17 protein-coding genes are annotated in these 24,705 nt (G+C 55.0%); 12 read left to right on the forward strand and 5 right to left on the reverse strand.

The genetic code is table 11. The features are described 5' to 3' along the window. Positions 1-4 precede the first annotated feature (4 nt). Together FFI90_RS00920 and FFI90_RS00925 are read right to left on the reverse strand one after the other, a co-directional pair. Positions 5-871 carry an SDR family oxidoreductase gene (locus tag FFI90_RS00920; protein ID WP_144775649.1) on the reverse strand — a complete coding sequence of 289 codons (867 nt, stop codon included), beginning with the start codon at positions 869-871 and terminating at the stop codon, positions 5-7. Positions 872-894: 23 nt separating this feature from the next. After that, positions 895-2,691, reverse strand: a complete 1,797-nt coding sequence (locus FFI90_RS00925; RefSeq protein WP_144775651.1) for an acyclic terpene utilization AtuA family protein — start codon at positions 2,689-2,691, stop codon at positions 895-897. A gap of 154 nt (positions 2,692-2,845) precedes the next feature. Here FFI90_RS00925 and FFI90_RS00930 point away from each other — a divergent pair, with 154 nt between their 5' ends. The 8 genes from FFI90_RS00930 to FFI90_RS00965 all read left to right on the forward strand — a co-directional run bounded on the left by FFI90_RS00930 (position 2,846) and on the right by FFI90_RS00965 (position 15,226). Next, the gene (locus tag FFI90_RS00930; RefSeq protein WP_246123261.1) at positions 2,846-3,466 is read left to right on the forward strand and encodes a TetR/AcrR family transcriptional regulator; all 621 of its coding nucleotides are present in this window, start codon (positions 2,846-2,848) and stop codon (positions 3,464-3,466) included. 272 nt (positions 3,467-3,738) lie between these two features. After that, complete coding sequence (locus FFI90_RS00935) at positions 3,739-4,803, forward strand: hypothetical protein (RefSeq protein WP_144775655.1); 1,065 nt, start codon at positions 3,739-3,741, stop codon at positions 4,801-4,803. A 74-nt stretch (positions 4,804-4,877) separates the two neighbouring features. Then, positions 4,878-5,888, forward strand: a complete 1,011-nt coding sequence (locus FFI90_RS00940) for a putative solute-binding protein (protein ID WP_144775657.1) — start codon at positions 4,878-4,880, stop codon at positions 5,886-5,888. 15 nt (positions 5,889-5,903) lie between these two features. Beyond that, a complete protein-coding gene (locus tag FFI90_RS00945; RefSeq protein WP_144775659.1) occupies positions 5,904-7,955 on the forward strand; it encodes a TRAP transporter large permease subunit in 2,052 nt (683 codons plus the stop codon). Positions 7,956-8,112: 157 nt separating this feature from the next. Beyond that, complete coding sequence (locus FFI90_RS00950; protein ID WP_144775661.1) at positions 8,113-10,812, forward strand: S8 family serine peptidase; 2,700 nt, start codon at positions 8,113-8,115, stop codon at positions 10,810-10,812. Then, a complete protein-coding gene (locus FFI90_RS00955; protein ID WP_144775662.1) occupies positions 10,809-11,327 on the forward strand; it encodes a protease complex subunit PrcB family protein in 519 nt (172 codons plus the stop codon). The genes FFI90_RS00950 and FFI90_RS00955 overlap by 4 nt, the downstream gene beginning before the upstream one ends. Positions 11,328-11,442: 115 nt before the next feature. After that, positions 11,443-13,338, forward strand: a complete 1,896-nt coding sequence (parE, locus tag FFI90_RS00960) for a DNA topoisomerase IV subunit B (RefSeq protein ID WP_144775664.1) — start codon at positions 11,443-11,445, stop codon at positions 13,336-13,338. A 112-nt stretch (positions 13,339-13,450) separates the two neighbouring features. Next, positions 13,451-15,226 carry an SLC13 family permease gene (locus FFI90_RS00965; RefSeq protein WP_144775666.1) on the forward strand — a complete coding sequence of 592 codons (1,776 nt, stop codon included), beginning with the start codon at positions 13,451-13,453 and terminating at the stop codon, positions 15,224-15,226. Here the strand turns inward: FFI90_RS00965 and FFI90_RS00970 are convergent. After that, positions 15,213-16,508 carry an EAL domain-containing protein gene (locus FFI90_RS00970; protein WP_144775668.1) on the reverse strand — a complete coding sequence of 432 codons (1,296 nt, stop codon included), beginning with the start codon at positions 16,506-16,508 and terminating at the stop codon, positions 15,213-15,215. The two genes, FFI90_RS00965 and FFI90_RS00970, sit on opposite strands and share 14 nt — an antisense overlap. A gap of 535 nt (positions 16,509-17,043) precedes the next feature. Here FFI90_RS00970 and FFI90_RS00975 point away from each other — a divergent pair. Both FFI90_RS00975 and FFI90_RS00980 read left to right on the forward strand, forming a co-directional pair. Continuing rightward, entirely contained in the window at positions 17,044-17,604 is a 561-nt protein-coding gene (locus tag FFI90_RS00975; protein WP_144775670.1) for a cytochrome b, read from the forward strand. Between the two features lie 58 nt (positions 17,605-17,662). Further along, positions 17,663-18,244, forward strand: a complete 582-nt coding sequence (locus FFI90_RS00980; RefSeq protein WP_144775672.1) for a YceI family protein — start codon at positions 17,663-17,665, stop codon at positions 18,242-18,244. An 85-nt stretch (positions 18,245-18,329) separates the two neighbouring features. Here FFI90_RS00980 and FFI90_RS00985 read toward each other — a convergent pair whose 3' ends face one another. Next, on the reverse strand, positions 18,330-18,584 hold the full coding sequence (locus FFI90_RS00985; protein ID WP_144775674.1) for a hypothetical protein: 255 nt from the start codon (positions 18,582-18,584) through the stop codon (positions 18,330-18,332). A gap of 276 nt (positions 18,585-18,860) precedes the next feature. Between FFI90_RS00985 and parC the strand changes: the two genes are divergently transcribed. Then, positions 18,861-21,167 (forward strand): DNA topoisomerase IV subunit A, encoded by a 2,307-nt coding sequence (gene parC / locus FFI90_RS00990; protein ID WP_144775676.1) that lies wholly within the window; start codon positions 18,861-18,863, stop codon positions 21,165-21,167. Next, on the forward strand, positions 21,164-22,396 hold the full coding sequence (gene serB / locus FFI90_RS00995) for a phosphoserine phosphatase SerB (protein ID WP_144775678.1): 1,233 nt from the start codon (positions 21,164-21,166) through the stop codon (positions 22,394-22,396). The genes parC and serB overlap by 4 nt, the downstream gene beginning before the upstream one ends. Positions 22,397-22,440: 44 nt before the next feature. On the opposite strand, the gene FFI90_RS01000 is transcribed toward serB, so the two are convergent. After that, positions 22,441-24,525, reverse strand: a complete 2,085-nt coding sequence (locus tag FFI90_RS01000; RefSeq protein ID WP_144775680.1) for an EAL domain-containing response regulator — start codon at positions 24,523-24,525, stop codon at positions 22,441-22,443. Between the last annotated feature and the right edge of the window lie 180 nt (positions 24,526-24,705).

The following is a 24,705-nucleotide window of genomic DNA, read 5'->3' on the forward strand; positions in this document are numbered from 1 at the left end:
TTTTTCAATCCTCGCTGAGCACTTTGGGTGTGACTGCCCGATGAAAACCGTTGTAAGGCTCGTTATTCTTGGCCTTGGGAAACGGCCATACGCGCCCACCCTGTGACGCTGCGCCATCAATGCGCAGGCAGTCGCCATTGACAAAGGAGGCGCCCGGGCTCAGCAAGAAGCAGATGGCCGAGCTTATTTCCGACTCAGTGCCCATGCGTTTAATAGGAACGTTATCGCCGAGGCTGCGAATCCATTGCTTCATGTGTTCGGGGTAGTTGTCCATGCCGCTGGAAGCAATCCATCCGGGCGCGACGGCATTCACGCGAACGCCGGACGTGCCCCATTCCACCGCAGCGGTTTGGGTGAAATTCACCATGCCTGCCCGAGCCGCGCCCGAATGCCCCATGCCCGGCATACCACCCCACATGTCGGCCACGATATTCACGATGGCGCCGCCGGTTTTCGATAGCGTCTGGGTGTAGGCTTCTCTTGCCATCAGAAAGCCGCCGGTGAGGTTGGTGCGCACCACGGTTTCCCAGCCTTTCTGATTGATGCCTGCAAGGGGGGAAGGGAACTGGCCACCGGCGTTGTTGACCAGGCCGTTCAGGCCGCCATGCTCTGCAATAATTGCCTTCACCGTGGCTTTTACAGACTCCTCTTCACGGATATCGCAAACATGCGCCGAGGCTATGCCGCCGTCCTCAAGTATCTCTGCTTTTACGGATTCAACTTTCTCTGCTTTCCGACCGACCAGCGCAACCCTGGCGCCCAGAGAAGCGAGTTCGTGGGCGGTACAGCGGCCGATACCGGAGCCGCCGCCGGTTACGATAAATGTCTGACCCTTGAATAGGTCGGGGTGAAAAACAGATTGATAGCTCATAGTTTAAAAACCTTGTTCAATGTTCAGGCGTTAACCAGCCCGGAGGGCACTGGCACCGGAAACTCCAGTAACTGCTGGGCAAACGCCTTGCCTTGCGGATCAATACGCAGGCTGGCAACACCGCCCCCGCCCAGGCTGTGTTCAAGCAAGAAATTAAACGCATGGAACCCTGGCAGCGTCCAACGAGTAACCTTGCCAGTCTCAGGGTTTAATGTGTGGGACATCCACTGGGCAACAGCTTCTTCGGTCAATGCAGCCGCAATAAACGGAACGAACTCCGGTTTGCGCGCTACAACACCAATGTTGCTGTGGTCGCCCTTGTCACCGCTGCGCGCCCAGGCTAAATCAATCAAGGGCACCGTGGTGTCGGTAACCGATGCGCCTTGGATTTCGGGTTGGTCTTTGATCTGGCCAGGCTGGAATCCACCGGCCGGATTAACATCAACCGGTGTTACCTGACCGTTCAGATCAACAGACACCGTAACCTCGCTTTTGGGTACCAGGCAGGAATAGAGCCGAATCTTGGGCCAGACCGTTGGTCGGCCACCCACAATGCCCGTCAAACCGGGTGCCATGCCGGTAGCGGCCTGCGCGATCTCCCGGGAAAAGAGGACAAGAGCGCCTTTTTTTGCATGTGCAGCACTGATCTTTACGACAACTTCCCGGCTGCCCTGGCCACGCCCTTGCTTGCCGTAGGTGGTTTCAGTACCCAGCAATTCGATGCTGGTTTCGGTGTAATCGGGCAAGCCGCGTTCCTGAAACAACCGGGATGTTTTGGTAAGAATCGCTTCTGCAACAGCCTGGGCTTTCTTCGGGGCATCCATGCCTGCAAGCAGGAAGGTTGCTGTGCACTTGAAACCGTCTGGCCAGGTACCGGATACCTTGTAGCTGTCAGTTGGCGGCAAGCCTCGTGCGCCGCGAACGGTTACACGGTCTGGCCCGCTTTCTTCCAAACTCACATCCGTAAAGTCGCAGGTAACATCCGGCAAGAAGTACGCCCGGGGGTCGCCAATTTCGTAAACCAGTTGCTCGGCGACGGTGCCGCGGCTTACCTGGCCACCGGTATCTTCCGGCTTGGTAATAACGAAATCACCATTTGCGCTTACCTCGGCAATAGGGAAGCCCATGTCGGCGAAGCCTTCAGCGATGTTTTCCCAATCGGTAAAGTTACCGCCCGTAGCCTGTGCGCCGCACTCCAGAAGGTGGCCGGCAAGGCTACCTTGCGCCAGTTCGTCGTAATCCGCCCAGCCCCAGCCGAATTCGTGAACCAGTGGAGCGAGTATCAAAGCGCTGTCTACCACTCGGCCTGTAAGAACAATGTCGGCGCCTTGATCCAGAGCTGCTGCTAAACCAGAGGCTCCAAGGTAGGCGTTAAGGCTAACCATCATTGCCGGCATGGGCTGACCCGTGGCCATTTCAGCAATACCGGCTTTGCTCAATGCCTGTTTTTTAGGCAGCAGGTCATCCCCGAGTACCAAGGCAATTTTCATGTCTACGCCGGCCTTTTCACACAGCGCTTGCAAGGCATCACGGCAGGCCACCGGGTTTACGCCACCCGCGTTGGTCAGCACTCGAATGCCTTTTTCTTTGATATCGGCAAGCAGTGGTCCCATAACGGTTTCAACGAAATCCCGAGCGTAGCCCTGACTGGAATCTTTCATCTTCTGACCAGCCATGATCGACATGGTGACCTCAGCCAGATAATCGGCAACCAGGTAGTCAATATTACCTTTGTGAACCAGCTGCGAGGCGGCCGTTTCGGTGTCGCCCCAGAATGCGGACGAACAACCGATACGAACAGTTTTCGAGGAATCAGCCATGTTTAAGCATCCTGTTTTTACTGGCACTTGCTCCATGCTTAGGGGCAAGCCAATTATTGATCCATAAACCAAACCATACCAAGCAAGCGCTTGGTTTGTAAACAGGTAAATCTCAGGTAGAATGGTGGTTCTTTTCAAGCCGCTGGATCTACCCGTGAATCAAGACCAAATTCTTCAGACCCTCATTGCCGACAACCTGGTTTCAGATCCGGAGAGCGCCCGGGGTCGTTTGCTTCGCGAAGCGGCGAGGTTGTTTCGTGAGAAAGGCTATGAGCGCACGACGGTTCGGGATCTGGCGGCTGCTGTGGGTATTCAGTCGGGTAGCCTTTTTCACCATTTCCGCACCAAGGAAGAAATACTCAAAGCGGTCATGGTTGAAACCATCAGGCTCAACACGGCGGTCATGCAGGCAGCCATGGAGGCGGCTGATTCCAATCGTGACAAACTGAGGGCATTGGTCAGTGCCGAACTGGAATCGATTAACGGCCAGACTGGCGAGGCTATGGCGGTTCTGGTTTTTGAATGGCGCAGCCTCTCTGAAGTGTCCCAGGCAGAGGTGCTGAAGCTTCGTGATATCTATGAGGCCTTGTGGCTGGACGTGCTTGGCGCTCTCAAAGAGGAGGGCGCTTTGGTTGCCGATCCGTTTGTGGTGCGACGCATGCTGACGGGTGCTTTGAGCTGGACCGTAACCTGGTATCGGCCGGAGCGCGGTGGCCTTACCCGGGAAGGACTGACCGATCAGGTGGTCGCAATGCTGGGCCTGAGCCAGCCCTGAGCGGCTGGATTTCAGCCTACAGGATCCATCGGTAACCTATCCGTAATAAACGCATCGACCGAGTGCCGGTTTTTATTTTCCTTTTAAAGTTATTGTTTTAGATCAAGATTTTCCAGAAAATCGCCTTCCATTTTAGACCATTGGCCTGATTGGCATGACCACAATGGCAAACGAGCCATTTTTGCAGAACGGCTTTCAACGCACCCTTGCTTCCGGAATGACAGAACTACCTGTGTTCCACGCCGATAAAAACAATGCAAAGCAGGGTGATTATGATGTCCATACTGGTAGCTCATGCAGGCCGCCTGATGACGGTACGCAGTAAACTGGTTTTACTGGCAGCGGCAGCCTTGTTTGCCGGCTGTTCCGCCAACCCCATCTATAAAACCACCGGGGCTGTTCTTGCGGGATACTCCGAAGATGAAGCCACACCTTATGTCTTGCAGATGTCTGACCCTGAAATGGCGTGCGCGCTTGGGGAGGGCATCGACCCTTTGCTGTATTCCTTTTCACGGGTTAACGATGCTCCGGATACCACCGGGTCGCTTTTGATGCTGCTGGCCGCCAACTGCATGGAATATAAAGCATGGGAAACTGAGCTGGTCTACTTGCGCGCAGATTTTGAAGGCAATGTGCCAGCTGCCAAAGACGCCCGCGAACGATCCAAGCGCCTTTATGCTCTCACCGCTGAACGTCGCCTGTTGGCATTCCGCAGAGCCATGGCAGCCTACGATTTTGATCCTTCCAAAGAGCCTATTGAATGCCCGTTTCTGTTTAGTGAGCAGGATGAGATGACATTCCTGCTGGGTTTGTTGACGGGGATGCAGGCGGTTGTAAATGATGCCAACTCCGGTGCCCGTGCAGGGATACCTCGCAATATCGCACCCCAGGCGGAGCGTGCTGCAACCTGTGTTAACAATGAAAAAATGGGCGGCTTGCCCAATGCCGTTCGTGCTCTGGTCTGGTTGCTATTGCCAGACACCCGTCCTGAGCTGTCTCCCGATCCCTGGTTGGTGCTTGAAAAAAGCTCTGCAACGGGCGCAAGCGCAGGTATCCGGGCTTCTCTGGCAGTCGAAGCTGTTGCTGCCGAAACCTTCGGTCGCCGGGATGTGTTGGCGGATGTTATCCGTCGCTTTGCGGAGGCTGAAGGCACCATTGAAGTTTGGGACGAATACCGATTGGTCGACACCATAGCCGGACACGTAATCCGCTTCTCCTCAGACAAATACTGGACTGCTGAGTATGGCTATCGCACGCCGCAGGCGTTTTTCGGAAAAATGAGCCCGGAACGCAACACCGAAAATGTTGAAACCATGAGCCTGGACGATTTGCTATGAGATGACGGCCACGGCGCCTTTGCCCGACCGCGCGATGAACTCACGATAACCACAAAAATGACCCGGAGGTCGTTATGATCCGCAAATCCCTCACCGCCCTGACGCTCGCCGCCCTCGCCCCTCTGGCGTCGGCCCAAACCGTAAAAATGTGTGTGTTTGATGTGATTGGTGCGAACGGTGACATGTTCAACATGGTTAAAGACTACGCGCTGGAGATGAAATCTCACGGTGTGGACTTTGATCTCAAACCCTACACCGATGAAGGCGTTGCCGTGGGCGATTTCAACGCCGGCCAGTGCGACGCTGTTGCCGCAACCGATCTCCGCACCCGCCCATTTAACCGCTTCACAGGAAGCGTTAGTGCTGTTGGCGCGCTTCCTACTTACGACGATCTCGAAACACTTCTGGCAACGTTGGCCCAGACTAAAGCCGCACCTCTTATGAAGCAGGACGGCTATGAAGTAATCGGCATTGTGCCAATCGGCGCAGGTTACCTTTTTGTCAACGATCGCAGCATTGATACGGCAGGCGAACTTGCCGGCAAGCGCATGGCTACCCTGGACTATCAGAAAGACGCCATTCACATGGTCAACTTCGTGAAGGCAACGGTGGTGCCTTCGGATATCACCAACTTTGCCGGCAAGTTCAATAACGGTTCTGTTGATACCGCCTATGCCCCGGCATTTGCATATGAAGCACTCGAGCTATACAAGGGCCTGGGTGATAAGGGCGGGATTGTAAATTACCCCCTGGCCCAGCTCACTGTGCAGGTCATTGTCCGTGATGACGTATTGGGCGATGACACCGCCCAGGCTGCCCGGCAGGTTGCCTGGGGTATGTACCCCCAGGCCATGAACCTGATTAACAAGCAGGAAGAAGCCATTCCGGAAGACAAGTGGATCCGCATTCCGGAAAAGGATATTCAGGGGTATCAGGAGATGTTTCGCCAGAACCGGATCGAGATGCGCGATGGCCTTAAAGGCGCGCCCGATGTGTATCATCCAAAAATGCTGGGTCTGTTGAGCAAGATCCGCTGCGCGAGTAACCCGTCTGCTTCGGAGTGCACTTCGGAAAACAGGGAATAACAGGGCGGACAGCACATGAACTGGCGAGCACTGACTGCCCCGGCCGCAAGAACGCTTTACCCCGTGCATAAAGTGCACGGGGCCATTCTGCTGTTGCTGCTGCTCTTTACCCTGCTTCTGGGTATGGGCAACTCATTTCATTCCCGCCTGCTCTGGGTTGGCGAGCAGGCATGGCCAAACTATTACCTGCTGAACCCGGACGCTACAGAACCTTCCTGTCGTCTGGACATGGACGTAGACGCGGAAGTCCGCAAGCGGGTAAAGGCTTACAAGCCTGATCCGGACGATCTGTTCGACTCCCCTCCAAACCCGGAAGCCATTCGCACCTCTCTGGAGCGGAATCTTGCACTGTGCGCGGAGAAGCATGTTGCGTATCAGAAGAACGCTGAGCAGGCCACGCCTGCACTGGGCGCCTTTAAAAGCGTTGAGCAGGGGTTGGCGACATTTCTGCTGGATAACATAGGGCTGACCAAGTATCTGTTTATTGCAATCTTTGCGATGGCAGCTGCGGTTGCAGCGTTTGATACAGATCACATAGCTCTTCGGTTGCCCAGAAACCGGTCAGAGTGGCGCCTGAGCCAGGCCGTCCAATTCATGGTGAATGGCCTGATGGTGTTCTCCATGCACGCCTATCTGGGGCGCCTGGCCAGCTCTCCCGGCGCCGAGACAACAACAACGCTCCAGTATGCCTGGACTGGCGTATTCGGGCTCTTCATGGTGATTAACGCCCTACGTTTTCTGAATGTTCCGAAGCACATAAGAGCAGGCGGGTTGTCGTTGTCCTCTGGCCTGGTGGTACCGCTCTATTGTGTGATGGGCCTCATTGCCATGAGCTACTTTTTCTTCGTGGATGGCTACGCCTCTGGCCTCGCTATCTACTTCGGCATGATGTCCAACCTGTCCTCAATGTTTATCAATATCGGGCTCTATGTTCTGGTGGGGATGGTACTGAAGCAGACTCGCTTGCCCGAGTTGCTGCTGAACGTCATCAAGCCTTACAACCTGCCTGCGCCCATGCTGGCGTCGGTCATTATATTTGCTACCGCATTTCCGACGGCCTTCACCGGCGCCTCCGGTATTTTCATTCTTGCCGTTGGTGGCGTGGTTTATGATGAGTTGCGCCGGGCAGGTGCCGGGCGGCAGCTGGCGCTTGCGACAACCGCTATGTCTGGAAGCCTTGGCGTGGTGCTCAACCCCTGCCTGCTGATTGTGGTGGTTGCCGCCCTGAACAAGGAAGTCACCACTACCGAAATGTACGATTGGGGCTTCTGGGTGTTTATTATGTCTGCCTCACTGTTCTCGCTGATTGTCTGCAAAACAGAAGGCAACTGGCGGCCACGCCCGGCTCCGGGCGCCCTGAACGCATCACTGCGCCAGCTCAAGCCACTGGTGCCGTATGTGGCCTTGGCCGTGGGTGTGATATTCGCCATCTATGCTGTACTTGGCCTGTCATTCAACGAATACAGTGCACCGTTGATCCTGCCGCTGGTGATGCTGGCTCTGGTGTTCCTGGATGCAGGCAGCAGCAACCGTGAGGGCAATGAAACCCGAATCCAGGCCTTCTGGGGCCGGAGCTGCGCCGCAGCCAGTGATTCTGCTGTGCATATTGGTGCCTTGCTGGCGCTTATCGGCTTCTCTATTTGTCTGGGTGGCATTCTTGAGCGCTCCGATATTGTTCATGCATTGTTTCCGGAAGATCTGACCAGCCCATGGTTTGCGATGCTGGTGATTGTGGTTATGTTGACGGTCATCGGTATGGTGATGGATCCTTTCGGTGCGGTCATTCTGGTTTCTGCAACCATCGCCCAGCCCGCGATCCAGCTGGGCATTGATCCACTGCACTTCTGGATTGTTTGCCTGGTGGCGTTTGAACTGGGTTATCTGAGCCCGCCTGTGGCACTGAACCACCTGCTCACACGGCAAGTTGTCGGGGAAAGCGAAGTGCTTGCGGCGGAGCGTGTGGGATCCTTTTGGCACCGTTACCAGCGTTTGCTTCTGCCCCTGGCAGTGATGGGGCCAACACTGTTGCTCGTGGCCTTTGTGCCGCTGATGTTTTACGCGATCTAGGGTTTATCTTCTATAGTTAAAGCCGCCTCCGGAATTTCCCTGGGGCGGCTTTTTGTTTCTCAGTGCCCGGGCTTGCGTGTTCGGGTGTTTCTTAACATTTGGCTGTAAAGTGCATGGCGTATATTTGTTCCTTGTATAAACACAGAGGCTATTGTGGATGACGGCTAACTCGCGGGCTGCGACTGTTTTCAGGTATTCCGTACTGGCGGTGGTTGCTTCACTTTATGGTTGTGGTGGTAGCTCTGGCGGGAGCGAGCCAGCATCGGCCAATATTGCTCTTTCGGGCATTATCGACATTGAAACCGGAACCCGGGTAGATGCAGACGATGCCGATACTCTTGCGTTGAGCGCATCCCCTCTGGGCAGTCCGCAGCTTTTGCCACAGGAGTTCATTCTGGCGGGTTACGTCAGCATCAGCGACGGGACATACCCTGATCGGGACGAATTTCCTGGAAACAACTATCCGGCTGATCCTGTTGATACCTTCTCAATGACTCTGCGTGAAGGGCAGAATGTTTATCTCCAGCCGTTTTCAACAAACCAGGGTTTTTCGCCGCTGATTTTGTCGTTGTTGAGTGGTAGCCGTGTCATTGAAACAGTTGCGACTAATAACCAGGTGGATCCGATTCGGGTTTCATTACCGGATACCGAGACTGCGGGTGCGTATACGTTGCAGGTCAGGGCGGTTGGCGCGGCTCCGATGCTCTATATCCTCTCTACATCCGCTGCTGACAGTGCTCATGCGATGGCATTCGAGTGGCCGGATCATGATTTTGTCGACGCTGAGGCAATTGTCGTGCTCAAGGCTTATAAAGACTCGGTGTCGATGCGCTCAACAATGCCGCTGCACCTTATGGAACCAAAACAGGAGCTGGCTTCGGGTGTATGGCTGATGAAGGCGCCATCCCAAATGGCCCGAAGCAGCCAGGCGCAATCAAAAGAATCGACCCTGGCGTGGATTCGAACACTGAATAGACGCCCGGAAATTGCTTCTGCCACACCGAATTACAAAATGCGCGCCATGCAAACGCCTCTGGACGAACCCCTCTATAACAGCCCCTCCGTCGGCCAGCAATGGCACTATGAACTGTTGAATGCCCCGATTGCATGGCAGATAGCCCCGGGCGGCGGAAGTGGCGTTACCCTTGCTGTTATGGATACAGGCCTTTTCGGGGCGCCTGGGAACTGGCACAGCGAATTGAATGCCAATGTGGTTCAGCCTTTGCCTGAAGGCACGGACTTCGTATCAGAAGAATTTGATAACGATGGTGTGCCGGGCCCGGACAACAATCCTTCAGACCCCGGGAATGTGGTTGGCAGTGGTGTTTCTCATGGCACTCATGTAGCGGGAACCATCGCGGCAGCGGTGAACGGTGCGGGTGGTGCAGGTATTGCCTACAAATCTTCGCTGCTTCCCGTTCGGGTTCTGGGAGAGGGCGGTACAGGCTCTTCCGCCGATCTGCTCGCGGCTCTTCGCTGGGTTGCGGGGCCGTCGGATGGAGAGCCTCTGGCCGAAATTGTCAATCTGAGTCTCGGTGGCCTTCCGTTTTTGCAGCAGCTACAGGATGCCATCAGTTATGGAACCAGTCGGGGCATTGTCTTCGTTGCCGCGGCGGGCAATTCTGCCTCCACACTTGCTTCGTACCCTGCTGCATTCGACAAAGTCTTTGCGGTGAGCGCGGTGGATGGTGCAGGTGTTTTGGCATCCTATTCAAATTATGGTGACTGGATTGACGTGGCAGCGCCTGGCGGTGATGCCAGTCGTGATGGTAACGCCGACGGTCGCAGTGATCTGGTCAGCAGCTCCAGTGCAGCCCTGGTAAATGGCACAGTTCAGGAAACCTATATTGGCTTACAGGGAACGTCGATGGCCGCGCCCCATGTGTCGGCGGTATTTGCGCTGATGAAGAGTCTCAACCCGGCACTCAATTATGAACAACTGAATAACATGCTGATGACAGGGAAGTTGACCTGTGGCAGTGAGACCTGCCCGAAGTCGACCGAGTTGGGATGGGGACTTCTGGATGCGGGTAAGTCGGCTTTGGCTGCGGCTGGAGCCACCGTATCGGATTTTTTAACGGCGTCGCCCTCCATTGTGAGCCTTTCAACGGAAGGGGAACTGTCTGCGAGCGTGAGCCTGAGTGTTTATGGCAGCGCTCCCGGTGACATTATCATTGAATCCGTATCCGTTGTGGCCCCATGGCTAAGACTGGATTCAGCTCCGGTCAGCGGGGACTCTGGAACTGATTTCGGCATCAGCGTGACTCTGCTACCGGAAGCCTTGGAAGCTGGTATATCCGAGCGGACAAACATTGTTGTCGAATACAGAAGTGACGAGTTGCGTCGGCTCGAAATCCCGGTTATCGGCCAGCGGGTGACAGACCAGCAGGCCCGTGATGCAGGCAGGCATTTCGTGCTCTTGGTCGATCCGGAGCCCACTGGTGATCGGTACACAACCGTTGCTCAGACCAGCGCAGTGGCAGAGAACGGGCAGTATCAGTTTTCATTTTTGCCTGACGACGGTGAGATGCCGAGAATGCTGAATGAGGTGCCTCCTGGCGATTACATTCTCGTTGCAGGCACAGATCTGGATAATGATGGGCTGATTTGTCATGCTGGAGAGGCCTGTGCGGAGTATCCGGTAGCCGGGCTCCGGGAGGAAATCACGATCAGGCAGGGAGACCCGGTCACGGGTGTCCGGATGACAACCAGTTATTCCCGCCCCTCAATATCTGCCGCTACACCCGGCGTATTGCCTCGCCCTGCTTTTATAGGCTACAGGCTGATTCAGCAACAGCCAGAGAGTGGGGAAGACAATGGCGGCACAGCACCCAAAACAATCGGAGCAGAGCGTTGATTGCAGCATACAGGAAGGTATTGGCGGGCTTACCTTTGGTTTCTTTGTTGGTCGGGTGTGTTTGGCTGGTTGGCTGTGCGTCTTCCGAGCCAGTGAAAAAAGAATCCAGCGCGCCCATGGCGCGCCAGGTTACCCAGTCCGCACATTGCGGGCTGACCGGCCCCGGATTGGCGTATGTTCACACCTCGGAGCGATTGCAGGAGTTGCTGGAGTTGCCCGCTCAGAATATGGCGATTCAACAACTGCGGCAGGTGGATCTGGCGAAGGAGCATCTGCTGTTTGTGACTTTGGGAGAAAAACCAACGGGAGGGCACAGTGTTAGCCTCGGTTCGGCTGAGTCGGAGCAAAGCGGCAACATTTTGCGCCTTTCCATGGCCGTGCGAGCGCCTGTGCCGGGCACAATGGTTTCACAAGTTATCACATCTCCCTGTGTCGTAATTGCCGTGCCGGCCACCGGCTTGCTGGAAATCCGGGTCTCGGGTGTCCGCGAGTCGGATCTTGTTGTGAAGCTCTGATTGCCCCTCCGTTTTTTTGCTGTTCACACAAACACTAATCAGCCGTTGATCTTTGGCGGCGAATCCCTAAGCTATGGGAACGAATTTTTACTACCTGCGGAGTCACTTTCTGCCTATGAGCCAGCAACAATATAACGCCGACGCCATCGAAGTACTGAGCGGCCTGGACCCGGTGCGCAAGCGCCCCGGAATGTATACGGACACCAGTCGTCCGAACCACCTGGCGCAGGAAGTGATCGATAACAGTGTCGATGAGGCTCTTGCGGGTCACGCCCGCCGGATTGATGTTGTGCTGTATGCGGACGGATCCCTAAGCGTTGAGGATGACGGTCGGGGCATGCCGGTTGATCTCCACAAAGAGGAAGGGCTGCCGGGCGTTGAGCTGATCCTGACCCGGCTGCACGCCGGCGGAAAGTTTTCCCAGGCCAACTACAACTTTTCAGGCGGTCTGCACGGCGTTGGCGTTTCTGTTGTGAACGCGCTTTCTACGCATCTTGATGTGACCATAAAGCGCAACGGCGAACTCCATCGTATGACGTTTGCGAACGGAGACAAGGCGTCCGAGCTGGAAGTGATCGATACCGTTGGCAAGCGCAACACTGGTACCCGCATCAAGTTCACTCCCGATACAAAATACTTCGATAGCCCTAATTTTTCCGTCAGCCGACTACGCCATAATCTGCGCGCAAAAGCGGTGCTTTGCCCCGGGCTGACCGTGACCTTTGTTCAGGAAAAAACCGGCGAGAAAGACGAGTGGTTCTATGAAGAGGGGCTTCGGGATTACCTGCGCTCGGCATTGGTCGATGTCGAGGTGGTTCCGCTGGAACCGTTTACCGGCAGTTTCTCCGGTAACCAGGAAGCGGTTGACTGGGCAATACAGTGGCTTCCGGAAGGCGGTGAAGCGCTCATGGAAAGCTATGTTAACCTGATACCCACTGTTCAGGGTGGCACTCATGTAAATGGCTTGCGGACTGGCCTTCTGGAAGCCATGCGCGAGTTTTGCGAGTTCCGTAACTTGCTGCCGCGAGGTGTGAAGCTTTCTCCCGATGATATCTGGGAGCGTGCGGCTTATGTGCTTTCGTTCAAAATGCAGGAGCCGCAGTTTTCCGGCCAGACCAAAGAGCGTTTGTCTTCACGGGAGGCCGCCGGGTTCATTTCCGGAGTGGTCAAGGACGCCTTCAGTTTATGGCTGAACCATCACACCGACGTGGCCGAAGTGCTGGCGGACCTGTTCATCAGCAATGCGCAGCGCAGGCTCAAAGCCAGTAAGAAGGTAGCACGCAAAAGGGTAACATCCGGCCCGGCCTTGCCCGGCAAACTTGCCGATTGCTCCGGTGGCGATACGGCCCGTTCCGAGCTGTTTCTGGTTGAGGGTGATTCCGCTGGCGGTTCCGCCAAACAGGCCCGTGACCGCGAGTTTCAGGCAGTCATGCCGCTGCGAGGCAAGATTCTGAACACCTGGGAGGTGGACTCTGGTGAGATTCTGGCGTCTCAGGAAATCCACGATATCGCCGTGGCCATCGGTGTCGACCCCAACTCGGATAAGCTTGACGGCCTGCGCTACAACAAAGTCTGTATCCTGGCTGACGCAGACTCTGATGGCCTGCACATTGCTACGCTTCTATGCGCTCTTTTTCTGAAACATTTCCGGCCGGTTGTTGCGGCAGGCCATGTGTTTGTTGCCATGCCACCGCTGTACCGGGTGGATCTGGGCAAGGAAACCTTCTACGCACTCGATGAACATGAAAAGCAGGGCATTCTTGATCGCATCGAAGCCGAAAAGCGTAAGGGCAAGATTTCCGTGACTCGTTTCAAGGGGCTGGGTGAGATGAACCCGCTCCAGCTCCGGGAGACCACCATGGCTCCGGATACCCGCCGTCTGGTTATGCTGACTATCGAAGAAGGCGACGATACTGATAGCCGGATGGATATGCTTCTTGGCAAGAAGCGTGCGGCTGACCGAAGGTCGTGGCTTGAGGCTTACGGTAATATGGCGGATGTGGCAGGGTAAGTTTGCTGCTCACATCATATTCGATATAAGTCTATAAAAAGAATTCGTTATTCTTTTTAAGTATTCAATAAACTCGTTACTCTGCCGGTTTTCTGATCGGGACAAACCGCAGATGGATTGGCAAGGCTGGTTTGCGTTGGGCCTCGCAGGCAGCGCGCTATTACTTATGAGTTCAGGACGATATGCGCCCCATCTGGTTATGATGGGTGTGCTTGTGGTCCTGAGCGCCAGTGGCATTATTTCAGCTGACCAGGCGCTGGCAGGATTCAGCAACACCGGATTGATTACCGTTGTGGCACTGTTTGTGGTGGCTGCGGGCATTCACCACTCCGGTGGGGTTGATCTGTTGGTGAGGCACCTGCTTCGAAACCCCAAAACGGTTCGTTCTGCCCAGGCGCGGATTACGCTCCCGGTTGCCCTGTTGAGCGGCTTTCTCAACAACACTCCGGTCGTCGCCACGATGATCCCGGCCGTTCACGCCTGGTCCCGCAAGATCGGAATAGCACCTTCCAAGCTGATGATTCCTCTCAGCTACTCCGCCATTCTTGGTGGCACGTTAACCATGATCGGTACCAGCACCAACCTTGTTGTAAATGGTCAGTACCAACAATTGACCGGCGACGCCGGGCTTTCCATTTTTTCCATCACCGCTGTTGGGCTGCCAGTCGCGATTCTTGGTATTGCCGCCATCTTGCTGTTTATGCCCAGAGCACTGCCCAACCGGGAAGACCAGCACAAATTTGGCTCCATGAGGGAGTTTACGCTGGAGGTTGCGGTTGCGTTTGACGGGCCTCTGGTTGGCAAGGCTGTCGGTGAGGCCGGCCTGCGGGAGTTGGAGCGACTTTACCTTGTAGAGATTGAGCGCGATGGCAGCGTGGTAACGGCAGTACCTTCAGAGGAGCGCCTGCGCGGCGGTGACCGGCTCGTGTTTGCGGGCGATACCCAGGCAATTTCTGATCTGTTGCGCATTAACGGCATTGTGCCATCCGTGCACGCAGACGAGCCCAGCTTGAGCAAAGATCGTGCAGAGCGTTGCCTGGTGGAGGCGGCTTTGTCTCCCCAGTCAGAAGTGCTTGGCCTGACCATTCGCGATGCCCGATTCCGCGAGCGCTACGGCGCCGTCGTCCTGGCGGTTGCTCGGGGTGGTGCCAGGGTTTCCGGCAATCTCGGCAATATTCGTCTTAAGCCTGGCGATGTGCTGTTACTTGAAGCCCGGCCGGCATTTGTGAGCCGGCAGCGCTACAACAAGGATTTTCTGCTTATAAACGATTTGGGAACCGAGACCCCGAGGCATGACCGTGCCTGGTTGTCATGGGGCGTGCTGGTTGTATTGGTGGGGCTGGCCGCCTGCGGTGTTCTCAGCATGTTGAATGCCGCATTGCTGGGCGCGGCCTTGATGATCCTGAGTGGCTGCTGCTCGGTAGGGCAGGCACAGAAATCTGTTGATGTTCCCGTGATTTTAACCATTGCGGCTTCCTTCGCTTTGGGTGCCGCCTTGCAGCAAACTGGCGCGGCAAGCTATGTTGCCGGCGCCATTCTTGGCCTCAGTGATGGGGACGTGTTGCTGGCACTTTTTCTGATCTATTTTTCGGTTTCTGTGCTCACGGAAGTCATCACGAACAATGCGGCGGCCGTTCTGGTCATCCCGGTGGTGTTATCGATGACCAATACCATGGGCGTCGCGGCTGAGCCGTTTGTCATCGCGGTGATGATGGCTGCATCCGCCAGTTTTGCGACGCCCTTGGGGTACCAGACCAACATGATGGTATTCGGGCCTGGCGGTTACCGGTTCCTGGATTTTGTGCGGGTTGGCTTGCCAATGAATGTGTTCATTGGGTTGGTATCTGTTGCCGTTATTTCTCTCGTGTACGGACTCACGCCGGGGTAACAGGAGGGGTGGATGGGTTGGCAATAATGTCGCAGCACAGCACGCGCAGTTCACTTCCATGAGTAAAGCACAGTGACAGAGTGACACACATGTAGGCGCCGGTTACGCAGAGATAGGGCGCTGTAACGTGGAGATTGCCCGGCTGGGCCAGAGCCTGTCGAAGGTACTGTTGCCGGTACCAGTCCGCCTTGCTGGTGCTCTCAAGGGGCTTGAAGCGTAAGTCCAGGCTTCGGGTGCCTGTGTCGGATATCAGTGTGTCGTCAATTTGGACACCTTTGTCATCTGCCAGATAACAGCGTGAAACTGTGTGGTGCGCCAGCAATGTGGTGCAGGCCAAGGCCATGGTGACGCCATTCTGCAGTTGCTCGGTTGCTTTATGGAAGTCCCGCCCGAAAAAATCTACCAATTGTCTGGTCGGGTCCCGCTTTATCTGGTGGCAGGCTTTGTAATCTTGCAGCAGCTGGTCGAAGTCTGTGTGAGCGTTGCATAGTTGCGCCAGATCCGTACAGGGACGACAGAAGTAGAACCCCTGAACAAAATCCACGCCAGCATCAATGGCAATCATAGCCTGGTCACTGGTCTCCACGCCCTCCAGTAAAACCAGGCACCCCGACTGATGCAACAGCGAAACGATTCCGTTCAGTATCTGTCTGGCTTTGCGATCGTCTGTGGCCCGGGTCAGCAGTTTCCTGTCCAGTTTCACGATGTCCGGTGACAGATTCCAGATTCGCTCAAAGTTAGAGTGACCCGCGCCAAAGTCATCAATGGCAGTCAGGCACCCAAGCTGTTTGTAATAGGCTACCGTTTCACGCAGGCGATCAGCATCGTCAGTTGGTTGTTCGACTATTTCGATAACAATGCGGTGTGGTGGCAGCTTTGTTTTCGCCAGCAATTCGCCGAAAAACGAATCTGTCTGGCTGCCACTGGTTACAACCCGGGGGGAAACGTTGAGAAACAGCCAGTTGAGCTGATCCTCTGAGCCGCTGTAGTTCTGGATGTGCAGATATCGGCAGAGTCGGTCCAGTAGAAGGGCTTCGGCATCTGAGGACGGCAGCTCAAAAAGATGTATCGGCAGAACATTGGCGTTATCCGGGTCTCGAGCCCGAATCAAAGCTTCGTAGCCAACCGTCCGTTTATGGGAAATGCTGTAAATCGGCTGGAGCGCCGTGCTCAGAACCAGGCCGCGAAACTCCGCAGTCCAGACATCGCCATTTCTGTGCAGCATTGGCGACAGAAGGTCTACTTCGGGGTCTGGTAGCTTTTCCGGGAGGAGATGACGCATAGTGAGTTTTGAGTCATTGAGCGAATGCATCAGATGCTTTGGACTTCAAGCGCCTGAACGGCTACTGGTCAGTCACTGTTAAAACCGGAAAAGCGTGAGTAAACTGATAGTTGGCGAGAGATTGCCAAAAAAAGGAGACTATTGCCACTGTTTCATGAAGAAACTGAAAGTGGTTTACAGTTTTTCGCAGGAAGCGAGGGGAGTTTAGAGAGAAAGGAGGCCCCCGCAGGGGCCATGAAATATCAGTTATTGCTTGGAATTACAACGGATTCGTCGAATTCAAGTTCCATGTCTTGTCCTCTCGTTCAATGAGGCCCCCGACGGGGCGGTTAAGCATGGGCAAAGTCTATCGGGTCCATGGTTTTTAACAATCCGTAAAACCCGTATGCGACCAAAGGCACATGGCAGGAAAGCTGTGGACACATGATCAGAATTTCTGATGATGGAGGGCAAAACATTCCGATTTCCTTCTGGAGGCTGGCTTCCTATACTCCGGCTTGGGAGTTGCATACAAGGAAAAGAGGCACGGGGCGCTATGCAGTTAAGTAATACATCTGTCAGTTACGGTTGGCTGACTATCGTCATTCATTGGGTTGTTGCTGCGACCGTGTTCGGAACCTTCGCTTTGGGGTTCTGGATGGTTGACCTGTCTTATTACGACGACTGGTACCGTCGCGGCCCGGACATCCATCGTAGTATCGGAGTCTTGTTGTTTGGCCTGATGGTGTTCCGGTTGGTTTGGCGTATGTTCGCCACATCGCCTGATCCACTGCCCGGACATAAGCGTTGGGAGACGATCAGCGCCTGGTTGGCGCATGGGCTTCTGTATGGTCTGGTTTTTGTGGCGACGGTGAGCGGATTTCTGATTTCAACGGCAGACGGCTCCTCTGTAAGCGTATTCGACTGGTTTGAGGTGCCTTCAGTGACCGGCCAGATAAAAGGGCTTGAGGATACGGCAGGACTGGTGCATTACTGGAGCACATGGGCTGTGATCGTTCTTGCCCTGGTTCACGCTGCCGGGGCACTTAAGCATCACCTGATTGACCGGGATGCTACGCTGCGTCGAATGCTGGTCCCGGGGCACCGGGATTATTGACTTACCTAACGCCGCTCTGGCTCAGAGCGTTTCTTATTTTTCGTCAAAGGAGACAATCATGAAAAAACTACTGCTTGCAGCTTCGGTTTCACTGGCCATGGTCGGCGGTGTTCATGCTGATGAACACAGCGGAACCTATGAGTTTGATGATAAGGGCGCGCACCAATTCATCACTTTCAAGATCTCTCATCTGGGTTACAGCTGGTTATACGGTCGCTTCAATGATTTTGATGGGCAGTTTACGTACGATGTTGCCAACCCGGAAAATAGCTCAGTAAACGTGACTATTGATACTTCCAGTGTCGATTCGAACCACGCTGAGCGCGACAAACACTTGCGAAGCGAAGATTTTCTGCATGTGGGTGAGTATCCGGAAGCCAGCTTCAAGAGTAAGCGTGTGGTCGTTGACGAAGAAGGCGAAGCAGACATCGTCGGCGATCTCACTCTGCGTGGCGTAACTCGTGAGGTGACTCTGGATGTTGAGATGCTGGGCCACGGTAAGGATCCTTGGGGAGGCTACCGTATGGGGTTTGAGGCAGAGACTGAGCTGCGCCTTGAAGACTTCGGCATTCCAATGAACCTTGGAAAGGCGTCCGAGACTGTAGAAATTATTATCTCTGTTGAAGGTATTCGTCAGTAAATCTGGCTTGCTTCCGCGGATCAGGTTCTCTGGCGAAAGCCAGAACCTGATGTCGTTATCTGCTTTCCCGGGCCTTAGGGCCCATTCAATGTGAAGTTCTGGTTGTTTCCCCGGTTGTCTCTTTGGTCGTATCACAGGCGCGACACAGGTGCCGCTGACGCCAGAACTGAGCAGCGAAAATGACCAGCCATACCAGTAATCCTGCCCAGAGATAGGTTGCCGGGACCCGGAAGTTGCCGCTGATTGCAAACTCAACAAGGAGCATTAGCGCAACGGCCAGTGCCGCATTCACCATTGCCGTAACCATGGCTTGCCCGCAGGCTTTGAGATTTGGTGTCATAGTGTTCCGCTTGTTTGGAGGGGAAACTGTCTTTCTTCACTGCGAACATTGAGCATACGGCCCGAATTATCGGCCCGCCATGCGGGAATCCCGCTATTGGAATCTGGGGCGGCTGGCGCCGTTGTGCGGTTTTAGTCGATAAATCCGCAGGTTGTTGGTGTATAAGCTCGGTGCTTCATATAATGTCTCGTTGCTCCGCCCCGTGATTATTGCGGGCGCACAGGGTAGCATCACGGACTCCTTAAAAATCAGGCAATACAGGCAAAAGAGGCATCCATGCCAGAGTTTCAGACGACGGATGAAGGCTTTGAGCGAGTTTCACTCAGGGACTACACGGAAAAGGCCTATCTCGACTACTCCATGTACGTCATTCTTGATCGTGCACTTCCGAATGTTGGCGACGGACTGAAGCCGGTTCAGCGGCGTATTATCTACGCCATGTCAGAGCTGGGCCTGAAATCCACGTCCAAATACAAGAAATCTGCCCGTACTGTGGGTGATGTGCTCGGTAAGTTCCACCCGCATGGCGACAGTGCCTGCTATGAAGCCATGGTGCTGATGGCGCAGCCGTTTTCCTATCGATATCCGCTCGTTGATGGCCAGGGCAACTGGGGTGCGCCAGACGATCCGAAATCGTTTGCGGCCATGCGGTACACAGAATCCCGGCTGGCGCGTTTTGCTGATGTGTTGCTCGCTGAGCTCGGCCAGGGCACTGTGGATTGGACCCCCAACTTTGATGGCACCATGGAAGAGCCCTCTGTGCTGCCGGCTCGGCTGCCCCATGTGCTGCTGAACGGCACGACTGGTATTGCGGTGGGCATGGCCACGGATATCCCTCCCCATAACGTCAGAGAGGTGACGGCAGCTTGTATCAGGTTGCTGGACGACCCTGAGGCGACTGTCGACCAGCTTTGTGAGCACGTTAAAGGGCCGGATTTCCCGACATACGCGGAAATCATTACGCCCCGTAAAGATCTGCGTCAGATGTACGAAACTGGCCGGGGCTCTTTGCGTATGCGTGCCCGCTGGGTGCGGGAGACTGGCGAAATTGTAGTGACAGACTTGCCGCACCAGGTATCTGGTAACCGTGTGCTTGAGCAAATCGCGCACCAGATGCAAACCAAAAAGCTACCTATGGTCGCGGATCTCCGTGACGAGTCAGATCATGAGAATCCGACCCGGCTGGTGATTGTACCGCGCTCAAATCGTGTCGACCTCGACGGGCTGATGGCGCACTTGTTTGCCAGTACAGATCTGGAGAAAACCTACAGGGTTAACATCAACGTCATCGGTAACGATGGCCGCCCAGGTGTGAAGGGTCTGCGCCAGATGTTGACGGAATGGCTGGCGTTCCGGCGCACTACGGTAACCCGACGCTTGCAGTATCGCCTCGATAAGGTGCTTGCACGGCTGCATATTCTTGAAGGCTTGCTGATTGCCTATCTGAATATCGACGAAGTCATCCATATTATTCGCACTGAAGACAAACCCAAACCGGTGTTGATGGAGCGGTTCGGGTTGTCCCCGGATCAGGCCGAATCCATCCTTGAGCTGAAATTACGGCACTTGGCCAAGCTTGAGGAAATGAAAATTCGCGGCGAGCAGGACGAGCTGGCGGCAGAGCGGGACGAGCTCCAGACGATTCTCGGTTCTGAAGATCGTTTGCGTGAGCTGATCAAGAGCGAGCTGCAGGCAGATGCCGAAACCTACGGAGACGATCGCCGCTCTCCTATTGTTGCGCGTGAAGAGGCCCGGGCGTTCAGTGAGAACGATCTGGTTTCCAATGACCCGGTTACCGTGGTGTTGTCCGACAAAGGCTGGGTACGCGCCGCCAAGGGTCATGATATTGACCCGGACGGGCTGAGCTACAAGTCTGGCGACCGTTTTGCTCTGGCAGCTCGAGGTCGCAATAACCAGCAAGCAATTTTTCTCGACTCCACCGGCCGGGCGTATTCACTGATGGCCCATAGCCTGCCTTCAGCCCGGGGGCAGGGCGAACCGCTGACAGGCAGGATCAACCCTCCTTCGGGGGCGAGCTTCTCCGGTTTGCTGATGGGCGATCCAGCACGCAAGACGTTGTTGGTAACGGATGGTGGTTACGGATTCGTGACCTCGTTGGAGGACATGATCAGCAAAAACCGCAACGGCAAGGCCGTGGTCAGCGTACCGAAAGGCGCGAAGATTATGCCGCCGGTGATTGTCCCGGTTACGGATAACGTCTTGTATCTGGGGGCAATATCCAACGAAGGCAGAATGCTTGTTTTCCCCCTTAGCGAGCTGCCTGAACTGAGTAAGGGTAAGGGTAACAAGATTATCAGCATTCCCTCTGCCCGGGTGCAGAGCCGCGAGGAGTACGTGGTGGCCGTGGCGGTATTTGCCAAGGATGATCAGTTGGAAATTCGTGCGGGCAAGCGCAAGATGGGTCTGCAGTTCAGCGATCTTGAGCATTATCTGGGCGAGCGCGGTCGGCGCGGGCACAAGCTGCCGCGAGGACTGCAGCGTGTGGACGCCATTGATGTTATTCCTTCTGCCGCAAGGGCAAAGGAAGAGGAAAGTTCTGATGATGGAGAGCTCAGACCGTGAGTGAACTGGTTCTGATTAACGTATCCGGGCGCGACAAGCCCGGTCTCACGTCGGAAATTACCGGCATCATGGGGCAGTATGACGTACGGATTCTCGACATAGGGCAGGCGGTTATTCACGACCATCTGACCTGGGGCATTTTGATAGAAATACCCGACGAGTCGAAATCCTCCCCGGTTATCCGTGATCTGCTTTTCCGCCTGCATGCGTTGGATCTTCAGGTCAGGTTTGCGCCGATTACTATAGAGGAATATCAGACCTGGGCCGAAGGACGTAACCGCGCCTGTTACATCGTTACTCTGCTGTCCCGTGATATCAAGGCGGAGCAGATTGCCCGTGTCTCAGCGATCACGGCCCGTCACGGCCTGAATATCGATAATATTTCCAGGCTGTCGGCAAGACCTTCACTCAACACGGCCGGTAACGGTATTGCCTGCGTGGAGTTTTCCGTGCGCGGCACACCCTCGGACCTTGAGCAACTGAGAGCCGACTTCCTGCACATCGCCGGTGAGATGAATGTGGATATCGCCTTCCAGGAAGATTCCATCTTCCGGCGGAACCGCCGTCTGGTAGTGTTTGATATGGATTCCACCCTCATTGAAGCCGAAGTGATCGACGAGCTTGCCATGGAGGCCGGTGTTGGCGAACAGGTCGCAGAGATCACCGAGCGCGCGATGCAGGGCGAACTGGACTTCAGTCAGAGTTTTGCTGAGCGCCTGTCGCTGCTCAAAGGCCTGGATGAATCTGTGCTGGAACGGGTTGCCGATCGGCTGAAAATGACGGAGGGCGCGGAGCACCTGATCCGGAGCCTGAAAGCACTGGGGTACCGCACTGCGATCCTGTCAGGTGGCTTTACCTACTTTGCCCGGCACCTTCAAAACAAGCTGGGCATCGATTACGTATATGCGAACGAGCTGGAAATTCGCGACGGCAAGGTGACTGGCGAGGTTTCCGGCCAGATCGTGGATGGCAAGCGTAAGGCAGAATTGCTACTGGAGATTGCCGGGAAAGAGCACATTTCCCGGGAACAGGTCATTGCAGTCGGCGATGGGGCTAACGACCTGCCTATGTTGAGCCAGGCTGGCCTTGGCGTTGCCTTCAGAGCTAAGCCACTGGTCAAGGAGTCTGCGCGCCACGCAATCTCTACGCTCGGCCTGGACGCGATTCTCTATCTGATCGGTTTTCGCGAAAGTGAAACGAATCAGGGATTGAAAGACGCCGGCTTCTGAGCCGGCGCCTCTTCTGATGCCGTGGGACTCTCTGGCTGCGGCACTCAGTTATCGCCGAAGTCGTAGTTCATCTCCGGTACCGGAGCCTGCAAATAATACCCTTGAATGTAATTCACGCCGGCCTGCCAGAGTGTCGCAAGAACGGCTGCATTTTCCACAAGAGGAATAATGGTGAGCTTGCCGGCGCTCTGCAGGCTCTTCACCATCTCTTTTACCTGCTCCCTGGCTTCATCATTCTTCTGGATTTCTTCGGTGAAAGAACCGTCAATTTTCACGTAATCCGTATCAATGTGCTTCAGGGTAATGAACGGATTCAGCGCGCAGCCAAACTGGGCAATAGACACCTTGCAGTGAAGCTGGTGCAAGGCTTTGGTGAAGTCCTTGGCCTGTTTCATGTAATTGTTCGCATCGCACTCGCGGATCTGAAAAATCAGTGCGTCCCCGGGCAAACGTGCTGCCTTCAGGGCCACGCTCAGCCATGGAGTGAAGGTTTTGTCCTGCAGGGTTTCAGCCGTCACGTTGAGGAACATGCGGGTATCGTTGCCCCTGGAGCGATGGCTTGATAACTGTTTGATCGTTTGCAAGATAACCCAGCGGTCGATCTTGATGGCGGTATCGGTGGGCCCCATGGGCGGAAGAAAATCGTAGGGCGAGACTTCTTTGTCATCCTGATCGAGCATTCTCACGAAGGCTTCGTAGTGCTCTTCCCCCTCTCCACGGAGGTTGATGATGGGTTGGAACAGCAACCGGAAACGGTTGTCATCCAGCGCCTTCAGTATTGCCTCGGTGGAGTTGCTGTCATCCAGAGTCTCGTGATCTGCCGGGTTGTAGGCGCGGACACCGTTGCCCTGAGCCTGGCCTTCCTGCTTGCGTACGTCTGACGATGCGGTGTGGGCCCGGGCCATAAGCTCTTCTGCTTTTGGCGAGTTTTCGGTAATAGACGCAACACCGATACTGACGGTCAATGGAACCGTGCGGCCGTTGATTTCGAACAGGTGATCATCGACGGCTTTGCGAATCTGCTCACACCGGGTTGTCATGGATTTTTCATCACCGGGCAGGCATAGAAGACAGAATGCATCATCGCTGAGGCGGGCCAGCACCAGATCATCGGCGGCCTCTTTTTTCAGCAAGGTGGCAAGGTCGCTCAGCAGCAAATCTGCGCCGGAAATACCTACCTGGCCTTTCATGGTTATAAAATTATCGAGAGCGATATACGCCAAGGCGCCGGTTTGGTTGTTTTTACCGGCATTGGCGATGGCCTGTTCAAGCTCTTTCATCAGATACTGACGGTTATACAGGCCCGTAAGGAGATCCTGGCTGCTGATTTCGCGTAACTTCTCCTCCAGCTCTGCATCGCTGTGTTCCGGTTGCAGCACAATCTGGGTACAGACTTCGCTATCGTAGGTTGCACCGGACACCGACATGGTCACATTCAGCTCATGATCATCGCTGCGCTTCGCAGTGCAGTTGATGGTCATGCCATCTTGGCCCTTCTCTGCGAAAGACTTCATGAATGTCTTGTAGTCAGTCTGACTCTCCGGCGTTAACGTATCGAGCACGGGGACGCACATCAGGTCATCAATGTCGTCGTAGCCGAGAAACTCAAGGTAGGACTGATTGGCGTAGATATGCATGCCGTCATTGATGTAGGCAATGGCATCCTTGGAGCTTTCCAGTAGCAGCTGGCAGCGTTGTTCTGCTTCACGCAGATGCGACTCCAGTGCCCTGCGGCGGCGGCGATCCTCAAGCGCTGCAAGTTCGCGCTTGGCTTTCAATACCAGCAAATCGTCATGACCAGATTGTACCGTGGCCTGGGCACCCGCTTTCATGACGGCCACCGTTCTTTCTCGACTTTCTTGCTCTGTGAGGAACAGGCACGGGATGTCTTTATCCATGCGCCGGATCATGGCCAAGGCGTTATCTGCAGTAAATTCCTGCTCGATATCGCGGGCCAGAAGCAGGTCCCAGTTGCCATTTTTAAGCGCTTCTTCCAGGTCCTCTTCGGACGTGATGCGATGCGCTCGCGTGGCTTTGCCGGCATTTCTGAGCAGACTTACCAAGGATTCGGCATCATTCTGGGAAGGGTCGAGGATCAGCAGGTGTACGGTGGCGTTCTGTTTCTGCATTCCTAAGGCGTCTCATAATACAGGTTGGCTGAGCCGGCCCCGGCAGAAAAAAATCTGCCTTAAATACAGTATCTTGCAAGAAACTGTGAACTGGTACTGCGAGACCGGACTGTCACTATCGCTGAATGATGCAGGGGTTGAGGCTTAATAACAAGCCTCCGGCGGATTTACCAAGGCGCC

This window comes from Marinobacter maritimus (assembly GCF_007671675.1).
In the GTDB taxonomy this organism is placed as follows: domain Bacteria; phylum Pseudomonadota; class Gammaproteobacteria; order Pseudomonadales; family Oleiphilaceae; genus Marinobacter; species Marinobacter maritimus.